The sequence below is a fragment of the Mycolicibacterium aromaticivorans JS19b1 = JCM 16368 genome (assembly GCF_000559085.1).
In the GTDB taxonomy this organism is placed as follows: domain Bacteria; phylum Actinomycetota; class Actinomycetes; order Mycobacteriales; family Mycobacteriaceae; genus Mycobacterium; species Mycobacterium aromaticivorans.
The window spans coordinates 1,760,039-1,777,855 of record NZ_JALN02000001.1 but is presented as its reverse complement, the minus strand read 5'-3'; the positions used below and the strand labels follow the sequence as shown (position 1 = coordinate 1,777,855).

The following is a 17,817-nucleotide window of genomic DNA, read 5'->3' as shown; positions in this document are numbered from 1 at the left end:
GCGGGGCTGAACTCGCCGGTTCGGTGAATACTCGACGGTATGCAGCGCTACGCCGACCGGGCGGACGCGGGCCGGCGGCTCGCCGAGTGTCTCGACTGCTATCGAGACGACAGCCCGCTGGTCCTCGGTCTGCCCCGCGGCGGCGTGCCGGTGGCCTTCGAGGTCGCCAAGGCGCTGGCCGCCCCGCTCGATGTGCTCGTCGTGCGCAAGCTCGGCGTACCCGGGCAGCCCGAGCTGGCCTTCGGTGCGATCGGTGAGGACGGCGTGCGGGTGATCAACGAGGCGGTGCTGCGGCACGTGGTGATCAGCGACGCCGAGATCGGCGAGGTGGAGGCCGAGCAGCGCACCGAGCTGGCCCGCCGCGTCGCGCGCTACCGCCGCGGCCGGACCCCGCAGCCGCTGGCCGGCCGGACGGTGCTGATCGTCGACGACGGCTTCGCCACCGGCTCCACCGCGCGCGCGGCGTGCCTGGTTGCTCGCGCGCGAGGCGCGGCGAAGGTGGTGCTGGCCGCCCCGATCGGCGCGCCGGACACCGTCGCCGAGCTGCACTCCTGCGCCGACGACGTGGTATGCCCTTGCGCGCCAAGGTATTTCAGTGCGGTCGGGCAGGGCTACGACGATTTCCGGCAGACCTCCGACGAGCAGGTGACTGCGTTGTTGGACTGCGCCGAACGCTGAGATCGCACCGAGAGCGATGATTTGGCGAGAAGTTCGCTCTCAGTGCGGTGTCAGCGCGACTCGAGGCCGATTCGCCGGTAGCGCGCCAGCCGGGCGGTGTACCGCTGCTCCGCGGAGGTCTCGCGCAGATCATGGATCTCGCGCGCGATCGCCACGGACAGTCGGTGCGCGAACTCCACCGGCTCGTCCGCGGCATCTGGATGCTCGGGCACGATCGTGTCGACGATGCCGTTGCGCAGCAGGTCCAGCGACCGGACACCTTGTGCCGCAGCCAGTTCCGGGGCGTGGTCGGTGTCGCGGAATACGATGGCGCTCGCGCCTTCCGGCGGCAGCGGCGCCAGCCAACCGTGCTGGGCGGCCAGTACCCGGTCGGCCGGAACCATCGCCAGCGCGGGGCCGCCGCTGCCCTGGCCCAGGAGCACCGACACCGTCGGGGTGTCCAGCGTGACCAAATCCGAGACACAACGGGCGATCTCGCCGGCCAGCCCGCCCTGTTCGGCCTCCGCCGACAGCGCGGGGCCGGCGGTGTCGATCACCAGCACCAGGGGCAGCTTCAGCCCGGCGGCAAGCGCCATGCCGCGGCGGGCTTCACGCAAAGCCGCGGGCCCCACCACCCCGCCGACAACGCGTTGCTGACCGACGACGACGGCAGGCTGATCGCCGAACCGGGCCAGTGCCAGCGCCGTGGTGGCCGCATCGCCGTGCGTGCCGGACAGCGCTACTCGGTCCGTCGCGCCTTCGCGCAGTAGCCAGCTCACCCCCGGCCGGTCCGGACGCCGCGATGCGACGACGGACTCCCACGCCGGGACGTCGGGGATCGGCTCGTCGGGTAGCGCCGCCGGCGGGGGACCCGGGGCATCGGTGATGACCTTCAGGGCGCGGTTCAACGTCGCGCGCAGTGCTTCGATGCCGACGACCGCGTCAATTATGCCGTGCCGCAACAGGTTCTCCGCGGTCTGCACGCCGGCGGGGAACGGTTCGGCGTAGAGCTGCTCGTACACCCGCGGCCCGAGAAATCCGATGAGCGCACCGGGCTGCGCGGCGGTGATGTGGCCCAGCGAGCCCCAGGATGCGAACACCCCGCCGGTCGTCGGATGCCGCAGGTACACCAGATACGGCAGGTGTGCCCGCTTGTGCTGGGTGACGGCCGCGGCGATCTTCACCATCTGCAGGAACGCGACGGTGCCCTCCTGCATGCGGGTGCCACCCGAACTCGGCGACGCCAGCAGCGGCAACTTCTCGGCGGTCGCCCGTTCGATCGCCGCGGTGACGCGTTCGGCGGCGGCCACCCCGATGGACCCGGCAAGGAAGTCGAATTCGCAGGCCACGACCGCGACCCGGCGGCCGTGGACTGTGCCTTCGCCGGTCAGCACCGCCTCGTCGAAGCCGGTCTTGGCGCGAGCCCGTTCGAGCTCACCGGCGTACGCGTCGTCGGCGCCGACATCCAGCGGCGCGCTGTCCCAGCTCCGGAAGGAACCATGGTCCAGTGCGGCGTCGCGTAGTTCGGCAGCCCCGATCCGGCTCACGCGACGACATTATCGGAGCCAGTACCCTCGAACCATGATCGGTATCAACCGCGTGGGGGATGTGACCACCATCGAGCTGCAGCGTCCGGAACGACGCAACGCGCTCAACTCCGAACTTGTCGACACGCTGCGGGAAACGGTCGAGAAGGCCGCAGCCGAGGATGTCCGTGTGATCGTGCTGACCGGCCAGGGCACCGTATTTTGTGCGGGCGCCGATCTGTCCGGAGACGTCTTCGCCGCCGATTTCCCCGACAAGGCCATCGCGCTGAACAAGGCGATAGACGCCGCGCCGATGCCCGTGATCGCGGCGATCAACGGGCCCGCGATCGGCGCGGGAGTGCAGCTGGCCATGGTCTGCGACCTGCGAGTGGTGGCTCCCGGAGCCTACTTCCAGTTCCCGATCGCGAAATATGGCCTGGCGCTTGATAACTGGAGCGTCCGACGGTTGTCGTCGCTGGTCGGGTACGGGCGGGCGCGCGGCATGCTGCTGGGCGCCGAGCGCCTCGACGCCGACACCGCGCTGATGACCGGGATGGCCAACCGCCTCGGTGATTTGGCCGACGCCCAGGCGTGGGCCGACGAGATCGCCGGGCTGGCGCCGCTGTCCCTGCAGGCGTCCAAGCGGGTGCTCAACGACGACGGGGCGTTCGAGGAGCAGTGGCCCACCCACAAGGAACTGTTCGACAAGGCGTGGGGCAGCCAGGACGTCATCGAGGCCCAGGTCGCGCGCATCGAGAAGCGCGCCGCCAAGTTCAAGGGCGCGTAGGTGCTGAGGGCCGCTCTTCGGCTGGCCGCCGGGACCGCATCGCTGGCAGGCGGCGGGTGGCTGCTGCGCGCCCTGAACGACGCCCCCGCGTCGCTGGGGGCCGGGCCCGCCGAGATCCGGCCGGTCGCCGACGCCTCGCCTAACTACCGCGAAGGGGTGTTCCACAATCTGGAGCCGGCCTCCGCGCTGCGGCTGGACTCCGAGGAGAGCCGCCTCGTCCTGTTCGACATGTTGTCCTCCCGCTCGGCCAGCCGCCCCGCCGGCACCGTGCCGCTGGTCGCGCCGGCGGCCACCGAGTCCGAACCGCTGGCGGTCAGCTGGCTGGGCCATTCGACGGCACTGCTGGAGATCGACGGCTACCGGGTGCTCACCGATCCGGTGTGGAGTGAGCGGTGCTCGCCCTCGCGCACCGTCGGGCCCCAGCGGCTGCATCCGGTGCCCGCCCCGCTGGAGGCGCTCCCCGCGCTGGATGCGGTCGTGATCAGCCACGACCACTACGACCATCTCGACATGGACACCGTGCTCGGACTGGTCCGCACCCAGCGGGCGCCGTTCGTCGTGCCGCTCGGCGTCGGCGCCCACCTGCGGCAGTGGCGTGTCCCGCCGGAGCGCATCATCGAACTCGACTGGAACGCCGACGTCCGCATCGGGGACCTCACCCTGGTGTGCACGCCCGCGCGGCACTTCTCCGGCCGGTTCCTGTCCCGCAACACCACGCTGTGGGCGTCATGGGCGATCATCGGCCCGCAGCACCGCGCCTACTTCGGCGGCGACACCGGCTACACCCGCAGCTTCTGCGACATCGGCGCCGAGCACGGCCCCTTCGACCTCACGTTGATGCCCATCGGGGCGTACAACAAGTCCTGGCCGGACATCCACATGAACCCGGAGGAGGCGGTGCGCGCCCACCGCGATGTCACCGATGCCGGGCTACTGGTCCCGATCCACTGGTGCACGTTCCGGCTGGCTCCCCATCCGTGGGCCGAGCCGGTCGAGCGGATGCTGGCGGCCGCCGACGATGCCGGCGTGCAGGCAGCGGTGCCGAGGCCCGGTGGCCGGGTCGTCGCGGGCGCGGCGGAAGCAATAGACAAGTGGTGGCAACTGTGAGCCACTACGGTGCAAGCCATGACCGCTCTGGCAGCACGCGCCGCGATCGTCGCCCTGGTCGCCGCGCTCACCGCGTGTAGCGGCACGGCATCCAAGCCCGAGACGCGCCCGTCGCTGTCCGACCAGCCACCGCCGCTGGTGCCCGCCATGGCGCTGCCGGACAACGCCGTTGACAACGCCGTAGCCAAACTCGACGGCATCGCCGCCGACCTGATGAAGTCCGCCGGCATCCCCGGGATGGCGGTTGCGGTGGTGCACGGCGGTAAGACCGTGTACGCCAAAGGCTTTGGCGTCAAGGACGCTACCCGTTCCGCTGACGACCCCTCGAACAAGGTCGACCCGGACACGGTGTTCCAGCTCGCGTCGGTGTCCAAACCGATCGGCGCCACCGTCGTCGCCCATCAGGTCAGCCAGAACGCCGTCGGCTGGAACACCCCGGTGATCGACAAGTTGCCGTGGTTCGCGCTGTCGGACCCGGCCGCGACCAGGATGGTCACCGTCGGTGACCTGTATTCGCACCGCTCCGGATTGCCTGACCACGCCGGGGATCAGCTGGAGGACCTCGGCTACGACCGGCGCTACATCCTGGAACGCCTGCGTCAGCTTCCACTCGCGCCGTTCCGAATCTCCTACGCATACACAAACTTCGGGTTGACCGCAGCCGCCGAGGCGGTGGCAGTGGCGGCCGGCAAGTCCTGGGAGGACCTCAGCGACGAGGTGCTCTACCGGCCGCTGGGCATGGCGTCGACCAGCTCCCGGTTCGCCGACTACGAGGCCAGGACGGACAAGGCGGTCGGGCACATCCGCATCGACGGGGCCTACAAGCCGCTCTACAAGCGTGACGCCGACCCCGAAGCGCCCGCCGGTGGGGTGAGTTCCTCGGTGAACGACCTCACCCACTGGCTGACGATGATGCTGGCGGGAGGAAAATACAACGGTCGGCAGATCGTCGACCCCGCCGCGCTGCTGCCCGCGGTGTCCCCGCAGATCGTGTCGAACCCGCCGACGGAGCCGGCGATGCGCTCCGGCTTCTACGGGTACGGGTTCAACGTCGGCACCACGTCAGCGGCGCGAGTGCAGCTGAGCCATTCCGGGGCGTTCGACCTCGGCGCCGCAACCAACTTCGTGATCATCCCATCAGCCGACGTCGCGATCGTCGCACTGACCAACGCCACCCCGACGGGCATCCCGGAGACGCTGACCGCCGAATTCGCCGACCTCGTCCAGTTCGGCGAGGTGCGCCAGGACTGGCGCGCGCTGTACGCGCACGCGTTCGCCGACATGGACAAGCCGTTCGGCACGCTGGCAGGCAAGACACCGCCGGCCAACCCGGCCCCGGCCCAACCGGCCGCCAGGTATGTCGGCACCTATCGCAACGACTACTGGGGCGCGGCCGTGGTCGCCGAGAAGGATGGCAAGCTCACGCTGTCGTTGGGGCCGCGGCCGGACACCCTTGAACTCAGCCACTGGGACGGCGACGTCTTCACGTTCGCGTTCCCCTCTGAGAACTTCCCGCCCGGAAGCATTTCCACGGCGACCTTCGACGGCGACAAGCTGACCCTCGAGTACTACGACGAGGACAAGATGGGAACGTTCTTCCGATGATCCGCTTGCGGGAAGAGAGTTGGTCACGATGACCGCCGCTGTCGCAACAGGCCTGTCCGCAGACGACGTCGCTGCCCGGATCGCCGCCGGCCAAACCAACGACGTCCCAACCCGCGCCTCGCGCAGTGTCGCGGAGGTGGTGCGGGCCAACGTGTTCACCCGCATCAACGCCATCCTCGGGGTGCTGCTGCTGATCGTGCTGTCCACCGGGTCGCTGATCAACGGGATGTTCGGGCTGCTCATCATCGCCAACAGCGGCATCGGCATCATCCAGGAACTACGCGCCAAGAAAACGCTGGACAACCTCGCTATCGTCGGGCAGGCCAGACCCACCGTGCGCCGCCGGACGGGCACAAAACCGTTGCCGCCCAACGAGGTGGTGCTCGACGACATCATCGAGCTCGGCCCGGGAGACCAGATCGTCGTCGACGGCGAACTGCTCGAGGCCGCCAACCTCGAGGTCGACGAGTCGCTGCTCACCGGCGAGGCGGACCCGATCGCCAAACACGCCGGCGACACCGTCATGTCGGGCAGCTTCGTGGTCGCCGGCACGGGCGCCTATCGCGCCACCAAGGTTGGCCGGGAAGCCTACGCCGCCAAGCTCGCCGAGGAGGCCAGCAAGTTCACCCTGGTCAAATCCGAATTGCGCAGCGGCATCAACAAGATCCTGCAGTTCATCACCTACCTGCTGTGGCCCACCGGGCTGCTGGTCATCTACACCCAGCTGTTCACGACGGACGTGGGCTGGCGGGAGTCGGTGCTGCGGATGGTCGGTGCCCTGGTGCCGATGGTTCCCGAGGGCCTGGTGTTGATGACGTCGATCGCGTTCGCGGTCGGGGTGATCCGGTTGGGGCGCAGGCAATGTCTGGTGCAGGAACTGCCCGCCATCGAAGGGCTGGCCCGCGTCGACGTGGTCTGCGCAGACAAGACCGGCACCCTGACCGAGAACGGCATGCGGCTGGCTGAGGTCACGGCGCTGGGCGAGGACGACCACCGGGTGGCCGACGTGCTGGCCGCACTGGCCGCCGACGACCCCAAGCCCAACGCCAGCATGCAGGCGATCGCCGAGGCCTATCCGCACCCGCCGGGCTGGACCGCGACGGCCGCAGCACCGTTCAAGTCCGCCACGAAGTGGAGCGGGGTCTCCTACGGCGAGCAGGGGAACTGGCTGATCGGTGCCCCCGACGTCCTGTTGGACCCCGACTCGCCGACCGCCGCGCAGGCCGAGGAGATCGGCGCCCGCGGCATGCGGGTATTACTGCTGGGCGCCAGTGATCTGCCGGTGGACAGTCCGGATGCGCCCGGACAGGTCACCCCGGTGGCGCTGGTGGTGCTCGAGCAGCGGGTCAGGCCCGACGCCCGGGATACCCTGGAATATTTTGCCTCGCAACATGTCTCGGTCAAGGTGATCTCGGGTGACAATGCCGTGTCGGTCGGGGCGGTGGCTGGGACGCTGGGCCTGCACGGCGAGACCCTGGACGCCCGCCGGCTGCCGACGGACATCGGCGCCTTGGCCGATGCGATGGCCACCTACACCACGTTCGGCCGGGTGCGTCCCGACCAGAAACGGGCCATGGTGCACGCCCTGCAGTCGCGCGACCACACCGTCGCGATGACCGGCGACGGCGTCAACGACGTGCTGGCGCTCAAGGATGCCGACATCGGGGTGGCGATGGGCTCGGGCTCCCCGGCTTCGCGCGCGGTGGCGCAGATCGTGCTGCTGGACAACAAGTTCGCGACCCTGCCATATGTGGTCGGCGAGGGTAGGCGCGTCATCGGAAACATCGAGCGGGTCTCCAACCTGTTCCTCACCAAGACCGTCTACTCGGTCCTGCTCGCCCTGCTGGTGGGGTTGGCCGGGTTGTCCCACAAGCTGTTCGGCACGCCCTCGCTGCTCTACCCGTTTCAGCCGATCCACGTGACGATCGCGGCGTGGTTCACCATCGGCATCCCGGCCTTCATCCTTTCTCTGGCGCCCAACAACGAACGCGCTCACACCGGGTTCGTGCGGCGCGTGATGACCTCGGCACTGCCGTCTGGGGTGGTGATCGGCGTGATGACCTACGCGTCCTACCTGATCGCCAATCACAAGACCGACGCGACTATGACCGAGCAAACCCAGGCCTCGACCGCCGCGCTGATCACCCTGCTGATGGGGGCGGTCTGGGTGCTCGCGGTGGTAGCCCGGCCCTACCAGTGGTGGCGGGTGGCGCTGGTGGTCGCCTCTGGGCTGGCCTACGTGGTGATCTTCGCCATACCAGCGGCACGTAAGGCGTTCATGCTCGATCCCTCCAACCTGGAGATCACCTCGACCGGCCTGGCGATGGGTTTGCTCGCCGCCGGTCTGGTCGAGGTGGCCTGGTGGGTGCAGGGCAGGGTGCTGGGTGAACCGCGGATGTTGTGGCGGACCGAGCCCGCGGTGCAAGATTGACCGATGGGATTCCTCGACAAAGCCCTCGGCAAGACCAAGGAAGTCTTGGGTGAGAATGCCGACAAGGTGGGCCAGGCAATCGACAAAGCCGGCGACATGATCGACCAGAAGACGCAGGGCAAGTACTCCAGCACCGTCGACAAGGTGCAGGATGCCGCCAAGAACTACGTCGAGTCCAACCGCACCGACAAGGGCGACGAACCAAGCTGACCTATGGCGAAACTCTCTGTATCCGTAGACGTTCCGTTACCGCCCGAGCAGGCGTGGGAGCACGCCTCCGACCTCTCGCGCTACAAGGACTGGCTGACGATCCACCGGGTGTGGCGCTCCAAGCTGCCCGAGACCCTGGAAAAAGGCACCGTCGTGGAATCCATCGTCGAGGTCAAGGGCATGCCCAACCGGGTCAAGTGGGAGATCGTGCACGTCAAGGCCCCGGAGGCCATGACGCTCAACGGCGCCGGTGTGGGCGGGGTCAAGGTCAAGCTGATCGGCAAGGTGCGGGCGAACGCTAAAGACGCCAACAAATCGGTGGTGACCATGGACGTCCACCTGGGCGGCGCTGCACTGTTCGGCCCGATCGGCATGGTCGTGGCCGGCGCGCTGAAGGGCGACATCAAGGAGTCGCTGGACCGCTTTGTGGACGTCTTTGCTCCGTCCTAGCTCTCGCGCCGTCCTGACGCGGGTCAGTTCCTGATGACCCGGTGCGGGGTCGGGTAGGGATGCACGCGAGGCGCGCTCTGGCGGGCGGCGCCCAGGCCGGGAAGGCGGCGGGCCTGCTCGCTGCGTGCGGTCTCCGTGACCAGGAACCGGCACTCCAGCCCGGTGATCAGATCCTGCACCGAGCGACGCTCGCGTTCGGCGGCGCGGATCATGCCACGAATCCGCCGCGCCTGCGTCTGCTCACCGCGCCGCTGGTAACGCTCGAGCGCCGAGCCGTAGGTGGCCAGGTCAGCGTCGAGTTGCTCGCACTGGGCCAGCAGCATCTCCCGGAGATGTTCGGCCTGAAGGCGATTCGCGGACTCGGGCGTCTGGTCGCCTGCGTCCACATTGCTCGGTGAGGTCACGGCCGAACTGTATCCGACCGGATGGCTGCGCGCGCACCGGGTGGAACGACGCATCGGCCACCGCTCGCTGTTCATCAACCCGCTACCAAGCCGTCATCCGCCGTGGTGCCGATAGTTGCGCAAACCGCGTATTTCGTCCGATGATGTCCGGCGTGGAACGTGCTGAAGAGCAGCGCCAGATCGATCAGGTGGTCAGCCGCCTGACCGAATCGTTCCCGTATGTACCGGACCACATCATCACCGAGACGGTGGACAGTACCTACCGCCGGTTCGACGACGCCAGGATCCGCGAGTTCGTGCCGCTGTTCGTCGAACGCTCCTGCCGAGCGACATTCGTCCTGCAGCCCGCCGTCGAGATCTCCGTCTGATCTACGGCGCGACCACCGGGCCGGCCTCGTGGCGGCCCAGATTCTCGGCAGCGAACAGCGCGGCCTGGGTGCGCCCGGCGAAGCCCAGCTTGAGCAGCAGCCGCGACACGTAGTTCTTCACCGTCTTCTCGGCCAGGAACATCCGCTGGCCGATCTCCCGGTTGGTCAGGCCTTCGCCCAACAGTTGCAGCAGTGTGCGTTCGGTGGACGACAAGTCCCGTAATCGCTCGTCCTGCTCGGTGGCCCGGCGCAGACGTGACATCAGGGCGGCTGCGGCGCGGTTGTCCAACAACGACTTTCCGCTTCCGACGGTCTTGATCGCTTCGGCCAGAGCCATCCCGCGGATGTCTTTGACCACGTAGCCGCTGGCGCCGGCCAGGATCGCGTCGAGCATGGACTGCTCGTCGGTGAATGCCGTCAGGATGAGGCAGCGCAGGTCGTCGTCGGCGGCCAGCAGATCCCGGCACAGGTCGATCCCGCTGCCGTCGGGCAACCGGACGTCGAGCACCGCGACGTCGGGCGCGGCGGCTGGAATGCGGGTCAGTGCCTCGGCCACGGTCGCAGCCTCGCCGACCACCGTCAGTTCGGGATCGGCGCCGAGAAGGTCCGCCAAACCGCGGCGCACGACTTCGTGGTCGTCGACCAGGAACACCTTGAGCACACAGCAGTGAAGCCCGGGAGGGTTACCGGTCGGTAGGGACTTTGGTCCTGAAATCCGCGGAGGAGCGCCGAGCTCTCCTAGACTGCGTCGGTGACCGTCAGGTACGAAGCCGCGATCGACTGCACGGCGGTCGACGCCATCGACTTCCACACCCATGTCGAGGTCGACGCGAGCGGCCACTGTGCCTACGACGACGAGCTGGCCGAGGCCACCGGGCGGTACTTCAAGCTCGGTGCCGACTACTTCACCCGCGTCGACGACCTCGCCGCGCACTACCGGCAGCACAACACCGCCGCGGTGGTGTTCACCATCGACGCCCACACGGTGTCGGGGCGCCGGCCCAACTCGGTCGAGGAACTGATCGAGGGGACGGTGCGCAACAACGACGTCCTGATCCCGTTCGGGTCGGTGGATCCGTGGGATTCCGACGCGGTGCGGCGGGTGCAGGAGCTGACCGGCGATTATGGGGTCAAGGGCTTCAAGTTCCACCCCAGCCTGCAGGGCTTCGAACCCAACGATCGCCGGTTCTATCCGATCTACGAGTCGATCGCCGCCGCGGGCGTGCCCGCGCTGTTTCACACCGGCCAGACCGGACTGGGGTCGGCGCTGCCCGGCGGGCACGGAATCAAGCTGCGCTACTCCGACCCGATGCTGCTCGACGATGTCGCCGCCGACTTCCCTGATCTCACGGTCGTGATGGCCCACCCGGCGGTGCCCTGGGTCGACTCGCAGATCGCGATCGCGTCGCACAAAGCCAACGTGTATATCGACCTGTCCGGGTGGTCGCCCAAATATTTCCCGCCGCAGCTCGTTTCGGCCCTGAAGCGGCAGCTCGGAACCAAGGCGCTGTTCGGCACCGATCACCCCTACATCGCGCTGGACCGCTGGCGGCAGGACTTCGAGGCGCTCGGCATCGACCCCTCGGTGGCGCGCAAGATCCTGAAGGAGAACGCCCTACGCGTGCTGCGACTGGCCTAGGCGATCTGGGAGTCGACCACCATCTTCGATGGCGCGTTGCGTTCCCACAGCACCGCGCCCACGCAGGCCGTCAGCACCCAGCCGGTGCCCACCGCGCCGCACCAGATGAGCAGGGCCATCGCCACGCCGATCGGGCCGAACCCATCCCAGTCGTGCAGCAGCGAGGGGAACACCAGGCGGGAGCCCAGCGGGATGACGATGCCGTCGATCGCCACGCCGGCCAGGCCGGCCAGGGCCAGCGGACGTAAGCCTCGGCCGCCGTCGCGGACCAGCAGGGCGGGGGTGAGCGACCAGAACACCCACACCGGCAACATGCCCACGACGAACAACAGTCCGCGGGAGAGACCGTGGTGGTGATGGCCGAACATGATCCGCTCCCGCACGGCGATGGTGACGAGGTACAACGTGAACCATGCTGTGCCGCGCAGCAACCGGGTCACCAAGCTGTACTGCTCGCGGCGCCAGGCCTTGGCGAAGATCGTCGCGACCGAGGCCGCCATCGGGATGCCCCAGACGAGGAAGCTCGCGACCCCGATCAGCGTCCAATCCGCCCGCAGGCCCGCCGAATTGCCGAAGGCTTCCCGCAACCGGTCGGACAGCGGATGTGCGAGGCCGAACTGGCGGGTGAAGATCGTGCCCGGGCTGGCGTTGTCGGCGAACCCCTGCATGTAGCTGAAGCCGATGATCATCAACGGGATGACCGTGGTGAACAGCTGGGTCGACACCACGGCTCCCTGAGTGCCGCCGTCGATCTCGTTGTACCGCGTGACCAGCGCCGTGACCGGGCTCAGCCGGCGGGACTCCGCGAGGCGCCGGTAGCGCTCCTCGAGGCGGCGACGGATGTCGTCGCGCCTCGTCACCTGCTCACCCGACTGCGTCATGAGCAGAGGGTAGGTGATCAACCTGTCGATATCGGCCCGTTGATCGTCTCCGGGCGTGACGCCTGTTGCCCCTTGCGGAGGGTGGCGAGCAGTTCCCGGTACGGGCCGACGAGGTAGGCGGTGTCGCCGGCGATCAGCTGGGTGTCGCGGCGCGGATGCAACCGCAGCGGGGCCCCCGCCCGGTCGATGGAGATGACCCGGGTGTGCGTCGACAACTCGAACATCCTGATTCCATCCAGCTCGCTGCCGGGCTGTACCTGCACCGCACCCACCATGAACGATCGTTGACCGACCGAGAACGTCCCCAGCACATCGAGACCCATCGCCTCGCCGATGAACCACGGAGTGGCCAGGTCGACGGTCGAGCGGACGTACTCGAACTTGAACCGCGTGCCGACCGCCGATCCGAGCGCCCGGTCGTAGATCCGCAGCACGATCGGAACGTCAGGGCGCTGGATCTCGGGAAGTGCTCGCGGACCGAGCATCTCGCGCACCACGATGCCGGTTTCGATGTTGACCACGTCGTCCTGGGTGAGCACCGCGACCGCGCGGGCGTCGCCGATGCGGGCGGCCTCCAGTGTTTGGCGCAGAGTGGCGTCACCGAAGATCACCGGGACACCCAGTTCGGCCGCCGCCGACAGATAGCGGTTGTCCTCGTCACGTTCGATCACAGCGACGTCGTGCCCGGCGGCCTTGAGCACCGCCACCACCCCGATCCCGAACGACCCGAGGCCCACCACCACGACGTGACGCTGGAGATGACGCACTTTCTGCTTGTTGGCAGCCTGCGAAATGCGGTGCGACAGAAGCACATCGGCGACGAACGCGACGACAATTGCCGTGGTGGCGACCCCGGCGAACATCATCACGACACCCCACAGCCGCAGCCAGGTGGGCTGCTGGAGAAAGTTGAAATCCCCGTACCCGACGGTTGCGATGGTCTCGGCGGAGAAGTACAGCGCGTCCACCCAGCTCATCCCCGGCTTGGCGTAGGCCAGGCGGAGCATGATCGTCGAACCGGCCAGCAATGCGGCCGATGCCGCCAGCGCGCGGTAGAACATCGGGTTCAGGTCGTCGGCAAACGCTCGAACCGCATCCGATATCCGGACGGACAGCGGGCGTGCCCGCGGCGATGCGGGTATCGGCTTGGCGACCTCGATACCCCGCTCGGCGAGTTCGTCGGCGGTGCCGATCATCGCCGTCCAGTCACCTTCGCGCACCTGCACGTCGCGGCCGGGACACGCGATGACCTCGCCGGGATTGTCCGACCCGTCGCCGCGGATCACCGCGACCGGGGCGAGGTCGCCGAAGATCTCCCTCAAGCTGCCGTCCCGCCGCGCGGTGGTGCCGGTGACGACGAAGTCCACCCCGGCCACCGAGATGGTGTGGGTGGTCCGCTTCAAAAGCGCTTCGACCACGGACGGCGCCGCCAGGTCCGCGACGTCGAGGATGGCTCCCGGCCCGTTGCCGTCGGCCATGGCCTCGCGCAGCACCGCGTTGGACAGTCGAGCCACGATTCGCGCCCTCGGGTTGGCCTGCCGTGCGAGCAGTGCGATCTCCAGATTGAGCGCATCGTCGTCGTCGGCGCAGATCACCGCGTCGGCGGTGGCGATCCCGGCTCCCTCGAGATCCTCGGGCGCCTGCGAGATCGCGACACTGACCCCGGCGTTGTTGAGTTCGTCGATGATCCGCAACCCGAGCGCGTCGTCGCCGCAGACGATGGTGTGGCCACGCATAGGGGAACGCTACTTCGGAAACTCTCGCCGCGGCGGGTGAGAATGGCACATGCCCTCTCCGGTACCTCCCCTTCCCCCTGCCCCATATGTCAAAGCCTGCATCAACGGTGCTCGCACCCCCGACCAGCACGCCGGACTCCCGGTGTCACCGGAGCAACTGGCCGCCGCCGCCGTTGCCGCGCACGCTGCCGGAGCCATGGCGGTGCATCTGCACCCCAAGACCGCCGCCGGCGTCGACTCGCTCGAACCGGAGACGGTGGGCGCGGCGGTCAGCGCCGTCCGGCACGCCCTGCCGGGCCTGCCGCTGGGCGTGACGACAGGATTCTGGGCGCTGCCCGATCCGCAGCGGCGGTTACGCGCCGTCGAGTCCTGGACCGTGCTGCCCGACTTCGCCTCCGTCAACTGGCATGAGCCCGGCGCGCAGGATCTGGCGGAGCTGCTGCTGAGCCGGGGCATCGGCGTGGAGGCGGGCATCTTTCATGCCGACGCCGCCGAATCCTGGGCGAGTTCGCCCCTGGCCCCGCACTGCCTGCGGGTGATGATCGAACTCCCGCCCGACGGGGACACCGCGACCGCCGACGACCTGCTGGCGCGGATCCGCCGGGCCGAGTCGCCGGCGCCGGTGCTGCTGCACGGCCTGGACGACAGCTGCTGGCCACTGCTGGCCCACGCGGGACTGCGCGGCGTGCAGACCCGCATCGGGCTCGAGGACACCGTGCTGCTGCCGGACGGGTCACCGGCCCCGGGTAACGCCGAACTCGTCGCCGCCGCGTTCGACGTCCTGCGGACAGTCAGTCTGTAGGTGGGGCCAACGCGAAGTCGGCGAAGTCGAAGCCCGGCACCACCACGCAACTGACCAACGTCGGCTCGTCGTCGCGGGGACGGGCACGCTGCCAATGACCGGGCGGTACCAGCACCTGCGGCTGTTCACCGGCGACGATATCGGGACCCAGCAGAACCGTTGTGGCGCTGTCTTTTTCCGCACCGATGTCGAGTAGCAGCGGGCTGCCGCGGTGATAGAGCCACAGCTCGGCGCTGCGCACCGTGTGCCAGGCGGACTGCTGGCCGGGCAGCAACACGAAGTAGATCGCGGTGCCGGCGTTACGCGGGCCGTTGTAGTCCGGCGGCAGGGCGGATTCGCCCAACATCAGGTCACTGCGCCAGGTCTCGCTGAAGAAGCCACCCTCGGGATGAGGCCCCAGCTCCAGCTCGCGAACCCAGTCGGGGAGATTCGTCATGGCCACAGCGTAGGGATAAATCGGTTGCCTGCGCCGACGTTGGGCCATTACCGTGGCGCCCGTTCAAGTCTTCCGACCAGTGAGGAGGGTCCCCGTCGTGGATCACAGCGCAGCTCACCTGCTCGCCGACCACTCCTGGGAGACCCATGCCTACCGACTCAGCCATCACACTGATAGACCTCGACTTCGCCTGGCCGGACGGAACCGTCGCGGTTGACGGCCTGAGCGCCACTCTGCCTGCCGGCCGCACCGGCCTTGTCGGTGCCAACGGCAGCGGCAAGTCGACCCTGCTGCGCCTGCTCGCCGGTGACCTCACTCCGACATCCGGCCGGATCCTCACCCGCGGTGACGTCGCCTACCTGCCGCAGACGCTGACGCTCGAGGTCGACGTGTCGATCGCCGACGTGCTCGGGGTGGGTGCGGCGCTGGCCGCTCTGCGCGCGATCGAATCCGGTTCGGCGACCGAACACGACTTCGAGGTGATCGGCGAGGACTGGGACGTCGCCGATCGGGCCGCCGAGGCGCTGCGCATCATCGGCATGGTGCCCGCGGACCTGGACCGGACCGTCGGGCAGGTCTCCGGAGGGGAGGCGATGTTGTTGGCGGTCACCGCCCTTCGGCTTCGGGCCGCGGCAATCACGCTTCTCGACGAGCCGACGAACAACCTCGACCGCGAAGCCAGAGCCAGGTTGTTCGATCTGATCGCGGACTGGCCGGGAACGCTGGTGATCGTCAGTCACGATGTCGCGCTGCTGAACCGGATGGACCACACCGCCGAGCTGCACGACCACCGGCTCACCTCCTTCGGAGGTCCGTACCGCGAATTCCGGGCTCACCTGGACAGTGAACAGGCCGCAGCGGCGCAGGCGGTGTCGTCGGCAGAACAGACCGTGCGGATGCAGAAGCGTCAGCGCGCTGCCGCCGAGACCAAGCTGGCTCGCCGTAACCGTAAGGCGCGCAAGGACTACGCCAACAAACGTGCGCCGAAGATCGTGATGAACAATTGGGCCTCGTCCGCGGAGGTGGCGGCGGGCAAACTGCGCACCGGGCTCGAGGCCTCGGCGGCCGAGGCCGCGGACGCGCTGCAGGCGGCCGAAGCGAGGCTTCGCAGCGACGAGCACATTCGTGTCGACGTACCCGATCCCGATGTGCCGGCCAGTCGCAGAATCGCCGAATTACCCGGTGTGGGCGGACCATTGGTGGTGATGGGTCCGGAACGGATCGCCGTCGTCGGCCGCAACGGCATCGGCAAGACCCGGCTTCTGGAGGGTCTGATCGCCGGAACCGCGGGTCGCTTGCTGACCGACCGGATCGGCTACCTGCCGCAGCGCATCGACGGCCTGGACGAGCAGGCCAGCGTCCTTGACAACGTGCGTGCCGGGGCGCCCGATGCCGACACCGCCCTGGTGCGCACTCGGTTGGCCAGGTTCCTGCTGCGCGGTGACTCGGTGTACCGGGCGGTGGCGGCGCTGTCCGGCGGAGAGCGCTTCCGGGTGGCGCTGGCGCGGCTGCTGCTGGCCGATCCGCCGCCGCAGCTGATCGTGCTCGATGAGCCGACCAACAATCTCGACCTGGCCAGCGTCGACCAGCTGGTCGACGCGCTGCGCGCCTACCGTGGCGCGGTGATCGTGGTCAGCCACGACGACGAGTTCCTGTCCCGGCTGGATCTGGACCGGACGTTGTCGATGCGGCACCCCGGCGTGGTGGATGCGGCGGGTTAGGGTCGGACCATGGCACACCTGCGCGCGGGCTGGTTCGTCGCGCTGTGCGCGGCGGTCCTGGCCGTCAGCGCGTGGCTGCCATGGTTGACGACCTCGGTCGCGGGGGGTGGCCGGGCCAGCGCCATCGGCGGTACCGACGGAAGCATCGTGCTGCCGCCACGGTTCGGCGCCGGTCAGTTGATCGTGCTGCTGGCCTCGGCGCTGATCGTCACCGGTGCAATGGTGGCGCGCAACCTGTCCCCGCGCCTGGCCGCCACGGCGGCGTTGGTGATCTCGATGCTGCTCGGTGTGCTGACCTACTGGTACTACCACCTCAACGTCAGCGGGTCGGTGTCGGCGGCGTACGGCTTCTATATCGGGGCGGTGTGTGCGGCCGGTGCCGTGATCTGCTCGGTGTGGGCGTTGATCACCGCATTGGTGCGCCGAAGATGAGCCGATTCGTCGAACCGGTCACTTTGACCGGCGCGCAATGGGTTTCCCTCGAGCCGCTGCACCGATCCCACGTCCCCGAGATCGCCGCCGCCGCGGCCGACGTCGGCGAGTTGTGGTTCACCAGTGCGCCGACGCCGGAGACCGCCGCAGCGTGGGTGAGTCGGATGCAGGCGATGCAGGACGCCGACGAAGGCGTGACCTATGTGATCCGCAGGCGCGCTGACGGCCTGGTCGTCGGCTCGTCGAGCCTGTTCCACGTCGACGCCGCCAACCGCAGGCTCGAGATCGGCCACACCTGGCACGCGGCGGCAGCGCGGCGCACCGGGGTCAACACCGAGGCGAAATTGGTGCTGCTAACCCATGCGTTCGACGAACTCGGTTGTGTCGCTGTGGAATTCCGTACCCATTTTTTCAATCAGGTCAGCAGGGCGGCGATCGAGCGCCTCGGTGCCAAGCTCGACGGCGTGCTGCGCAGCCATCAACTGCTGCCCGACGGGTCCCGCCGCGATACCGTGGTCTATTCCATCCTGGACATCGAATGGCCTGCGGTGCGCAACAACCTGACGTTCCGGCTCCGCCGCCATTCTTGACGGATGCCACCGACTCACCCAGTACTGTCATCCCT

The 17,817-nt window shown here is 68.5% G+C and carries 18 protein-coding genes and 1 pseudogene; 13 read left to right on the top strand and 6 right to left on the bottom strand.

The window, feature by feature from the left end; all coding sequences use genetic code 11:
* Positions 1-39: 39 nt before the first annotated feature.
* A pseudogene (locus Y900_RS08560) lies at positions 40-675 on the top strand (phosphoribosyltransferase); the annotation flags it as partial.
* A 53-nt stretch (positions 676-728) separates the two neighbouring features.
* Here the strand turns inward: Y900_RS08560 and Y900_RS08555 are convergent.
* The gene (locus tag Y900_RS08555) at positions 729-2,204 is read right to left on the bottom strand and encodes a carboxyl transferase domain-containing protein (protein WP_036341227.1); all 1,476 of its coding nucleotides are present in this window, start codon (positions 2,202-2,204) and stop codon (positions 729-731) included.
* A gap of 34 nt (positions 2,205-2,238) precedes the next feature.
* Here Y900_RS08555 and Y900_RS08550 point away from each other — a divergent pair, with 34 nt between their 5' ends.
* The 6 genes from Y900_RS08550 to Y900_RS08525 are packed head-to-tail and all read left to right on the top strand — an operon-like array spanning position 2,239 to position 8,773.
* Positions 2,239-2,970: an enoyl-CoA hydratase gene (locus tag Y900_RS08550; RefSeq protein ID WP_036341224.1), complete on the top strand. Its 732-nt coding sequence runs from the start codon at positions 2,239-2,241 to the stop codon at positions 2,968-2,970.
* The gene (locus Y900_RS08545; RefSeq protein WP_036341220.1) at positions 2,971-4,077 is read left to right on the top strand and encodes an MBL fold metallo-hydrolase; all 1,107 of its coding nucleotides are present in this window, start codon (positions 2,971-2,973) and stop codon (positions 4,075-4,077) included. It abuts the gene before it with no gap.
* 18 nt (positions 4,078-4,095) lie between these two features.
* The gene (locus tag Y900_RS08540; protein ID WP_036341217.1) at positions 4,096-5,682 is read left to right on the top strand and encodes a serine hydrolase; all 1,587 of its coding nucleotides are present in this window, start codon (positions 4,096-4,098) and stop codon (positions 5,680-5,682) included.
* Positions 5,683-5,710: 28 nt separating this feature from the next.
* Positions 5,711-8,113 carry an HAD-IC family P-type ATPase gene (locus Y900_RS08535; protein ID WP_036341215.1) on the top strand — a complete coding sequence of 801 codons (2,403 nt, stop codon included), beginning with the start codon at positions 5,711-5,713 and terminating at the stop codon, positions 8,111-8,113.
* A 3-nt stretch (positions 8,114-8,116) separates the two neighbouring features.
* On the top strand, positions 8,117-8,323 hold the full coding sequence (locus Y900_RS08530) for an antitoxin (protein ID WP_036341213.1): 207 nt from the start codon (positions 8,117-8,119) through the stop codon (positions 8,321-8,323).
* 3 nt (positions 8,324-8,326) lie between these two features.
* Positions 8,327-8,773, top strand: coding sequence for a type II toxin-antitoxin system Rv0910 family toxin (locus Y900_RS08525; RefSeq protein WP_036341212.1), 447 nt, complete (start codon positions 8,327-8,329; stop codon positions 8,771-8,773).
* A gap of 23 nt (positions 8,774-8,796) precedes the next feature.
* On the opposite strand, the gene Y900_RS08520 is transcribed toward Y900_RS08525, so the two are convergent.
* Positions 8,797-9,177 (bottom strand): hypothetical protein, encoded by a 381-nt coding sequence (locus Y900_RS08520; protein ID WP_131536122.1) that lies wholly within the window; start codon positions 9,175-9,177, stop codon positions 8,797-8,799.
* 143 nt (positions 9,178-9,320) lie between these two features.
* Between Y900_RS08520 and Y900_RS08515 the strand changes: the two genes are divergently transcribed.
* Entirely contained in the window at positions 9,321-9,545 is a 225-nt protein-coding gene (locus tag Y900_RS08515) for a three-helix bundle dimerization domain-containing protein (protein ID WP_232077486.1), read from the top strand.
* 1 nt (position 9,546) lies between these two features.
* Here the strand turns inward: Y900_RS08515 and Y900_RS08510 are convergent, their stop codons facing one another.
* Complete coding sequence (locus Y900_RS08510; protein WP_036341205.1) at positions 9,547-10,206, bottom strand: response regulator; 660 nt, start codon at positions 10,204-10,206, stop codon at positions 9,547-9,549.
* 90 nt (positions 10,207-10,296) lie between these two features.
* Between Y900_RS08510 and Y900_RS08505 the strand changes: the two genes are divergently transcribed.
* Positions 10,297-11,184 carry an amidohydrolase family protein gene (locus tag Y900_RS08505; RefSeq protein ID WP_036341202.1) on the top strand — a complete coding sequence of 296 codons (888 nt, stop codon included), beginning with the start codon at positions 10,297-10,299 and terminating at the stop codon, positions 11,182-11,184.
* Here the strand turns inward: Y900_RS08505 and Y900_RS08500 are convergent.
* On the bottom strand, positions 11,181-12,065 hold the full coding sequence (locus Y900_RS08500) for a hypothetical protein (protein ID WP_036346227.1): 885 nt from the start codon (positions 12,063-12,065) through the stop codon (positions 11,181-11,183). The two genes, Y900_RS08505 and Y900_RS08500, sit on opposite strands and share 4 nt — an antisense overlap.
* A 17-nt stretch (positions 12,066-12,082) precedes the next feature.
* Entirely contained in the window at positions 12,083-13,801 is a 1,719-nt protein-coding gene (locus Y900_RS08495) for an NAD-binding protein (RefSeq protein WP_036341194.1), read from the bottom strand.
* A gap of 49 nt (positions 13,802-13,850) precedes the next feature.
* Here Y900_RS08495 and Y900_RS08490 point away from each other — a divergent pair, with 49 nt between their 5' ends.
* Entirely contained in the window at positions 13,851-14,603 is a 753-nt protein-coding gene (locus Y900_RS08490) for a 3-keto-5-aminohexanoate cleavage protein (RefSeq protein WP_036341191.1), read from the top strand.
* On the opposite strand, the gene Y900_RS08485 is transcribed toward Y900_RS08490, so the two are convergent.
* Positions 14,593-15,039: a cupin domain-containing protein gene (locus Y900_RS08485; RefSeq protein WP_036346225.1), complete on the bottom strand. Its 447-nt coding sequence runs from the start codon at positions 15,037-15,039 to the stop codon at positions 14,593-14,595. The genes Y900_RS08490 and Y900_RS08485 overlap by 11 nt on opposite strands.
* A 146-nt stretch (positions 15,040-15,185) precedes the next feature.
* Between Y900_RS08485 and Y900_RS08480 the strand changes: the two genes are divergently transcribed.
* Genes Y900_RS08480 through Y900_RS08470 form a run of 3 tightly spaced genes read left to right on the top strand, consistent with a single transcriptional unit; the run spans position 15,186 to position 17,782 of the window.
* Complete coding sequence (locus tag Y900_RS08480; RefSeq protein WP_036341188.1) at positions 15,186-16,760, top strand: ABC-F family ATP-binding cassette domain-containing protein; 1,575 nt, start codon at positions 15,186-15,188, stop codon at positions 16,758-16,760.
* A gap of 9 nt (positions 16,761-16,769) precedes the next feature.
* Complete coding sequence (locus tag Y900_RS08475) at positions 16,770-17,192, top strand: hypothetical protein (protein WP_036341186.1); 423 nt, start codon at positions 16,770-16,772, stop codon at positions 17,190-17,192.
* Positions 17,189-17,782, top strand: coding sequence for a GNAT family N-acetyltransferase (locus tag Y900_RS08470; RefSeq protein ID WP_036341183.1), 594 nt, complete (start codon positions 17,189-17,191; stop codon positions 17,780-17,782). The genes Y900_RS08475 and Y900_RS08470 overlap by 4 nt, the downstream gene beginning before the upstream one ends.
* The last annotated feature ends 35 nt before the right edge of the window (positions 17,783-17,817 follow it).

Coding starts and splice junctions, on each gene's coding strand:
- Y900_RS08550 (WP_036341224.1), top strand. CDS start 2,239: ATGATCGGTATCAACCGCGTGGGGGATGTGACCACCATCGAGCTGCAG.
- Y900_RS08540 (WP_036341217.1), top strand. CDS start 4,096: ATGACCGCTCTGGCAGCACGCGCCGCGATCGTCGCCCTGGTCGCCGCG.
- Y900_RS08535 (WP_036341215.1), top strand. CDS start 5,711: ATGACCGCCGCTGTCGCAACAGGCCTGTCCGCAGACGACGTCGCTGCC.
- Y900_RS08530 (WP_036341213.1), top strand. CDS start 8,117: ATGGGATTCCTCGACAAAGCCCTCGGCAAGACCAAGGAAGTCTTGGGT.
- Y900_RS08525 (WP_036341212.1), top strand. CDS start 8,327: ATGGCGAAACTCTCTGTATCCGTAGACGTTCCGTTACCGCCCGAGCAG.
- Y900_RS08515 (WP_232077486.1), top strand. CDS start 9,321: ATGTCCGGCGTGGAACGTGCTGAAGAGCAGCGCCAGATCGATCAGGTG.
- Y900_RS08500 (WP_036346227.1), bottom strand. CDS start 12,065: ATGACGCAGTCGGGTGAGCAGGTGACGAGGCGCGACGACATCCGTCGC.
- Y900_RS08495 (WP_036341194.1), bottom strand. CDS start 13,801: ATGCGTGGCCACACCATCGTCTGCGGCGACGACGCGCTCGGGTTGCGG.
- Y900_RS08490 (WP_036341191.1), top strand. CDS start 13,851: ATGCCCTCTCCGGTACCTCCCCTTCCCCCTGCCCCATATGTCAAAGCC.
- Y900_RS08485 (WP_036346225.1), bottom strand. CDS start 15,039: ATGACGAATCTCCCCGACTGGGTTCGCGAGCTGGAGCTGGGGCCTCAT.
- Y900_RS08480 (WP_036341188.1), top strand. CDS start 15,186: ATGCCTACCGACTCAGCCATCACACTGATAGACCTCGACTTCGCCTGG.
- Y900_RS08475 (WP_036341186.1), top strand. CDS start 16,770: ATGGCACACCTGCGCGCGGGCTGGTTCGTCGCGCTGTGCGCGGCGGTC.
- Y900_RS08470 (WP_036341183.1), top strand. CDS start 17,189: ATGAGCCGATTCGTCGAACCGGTCACTTTGACCGGCGCGCAATGGGTT.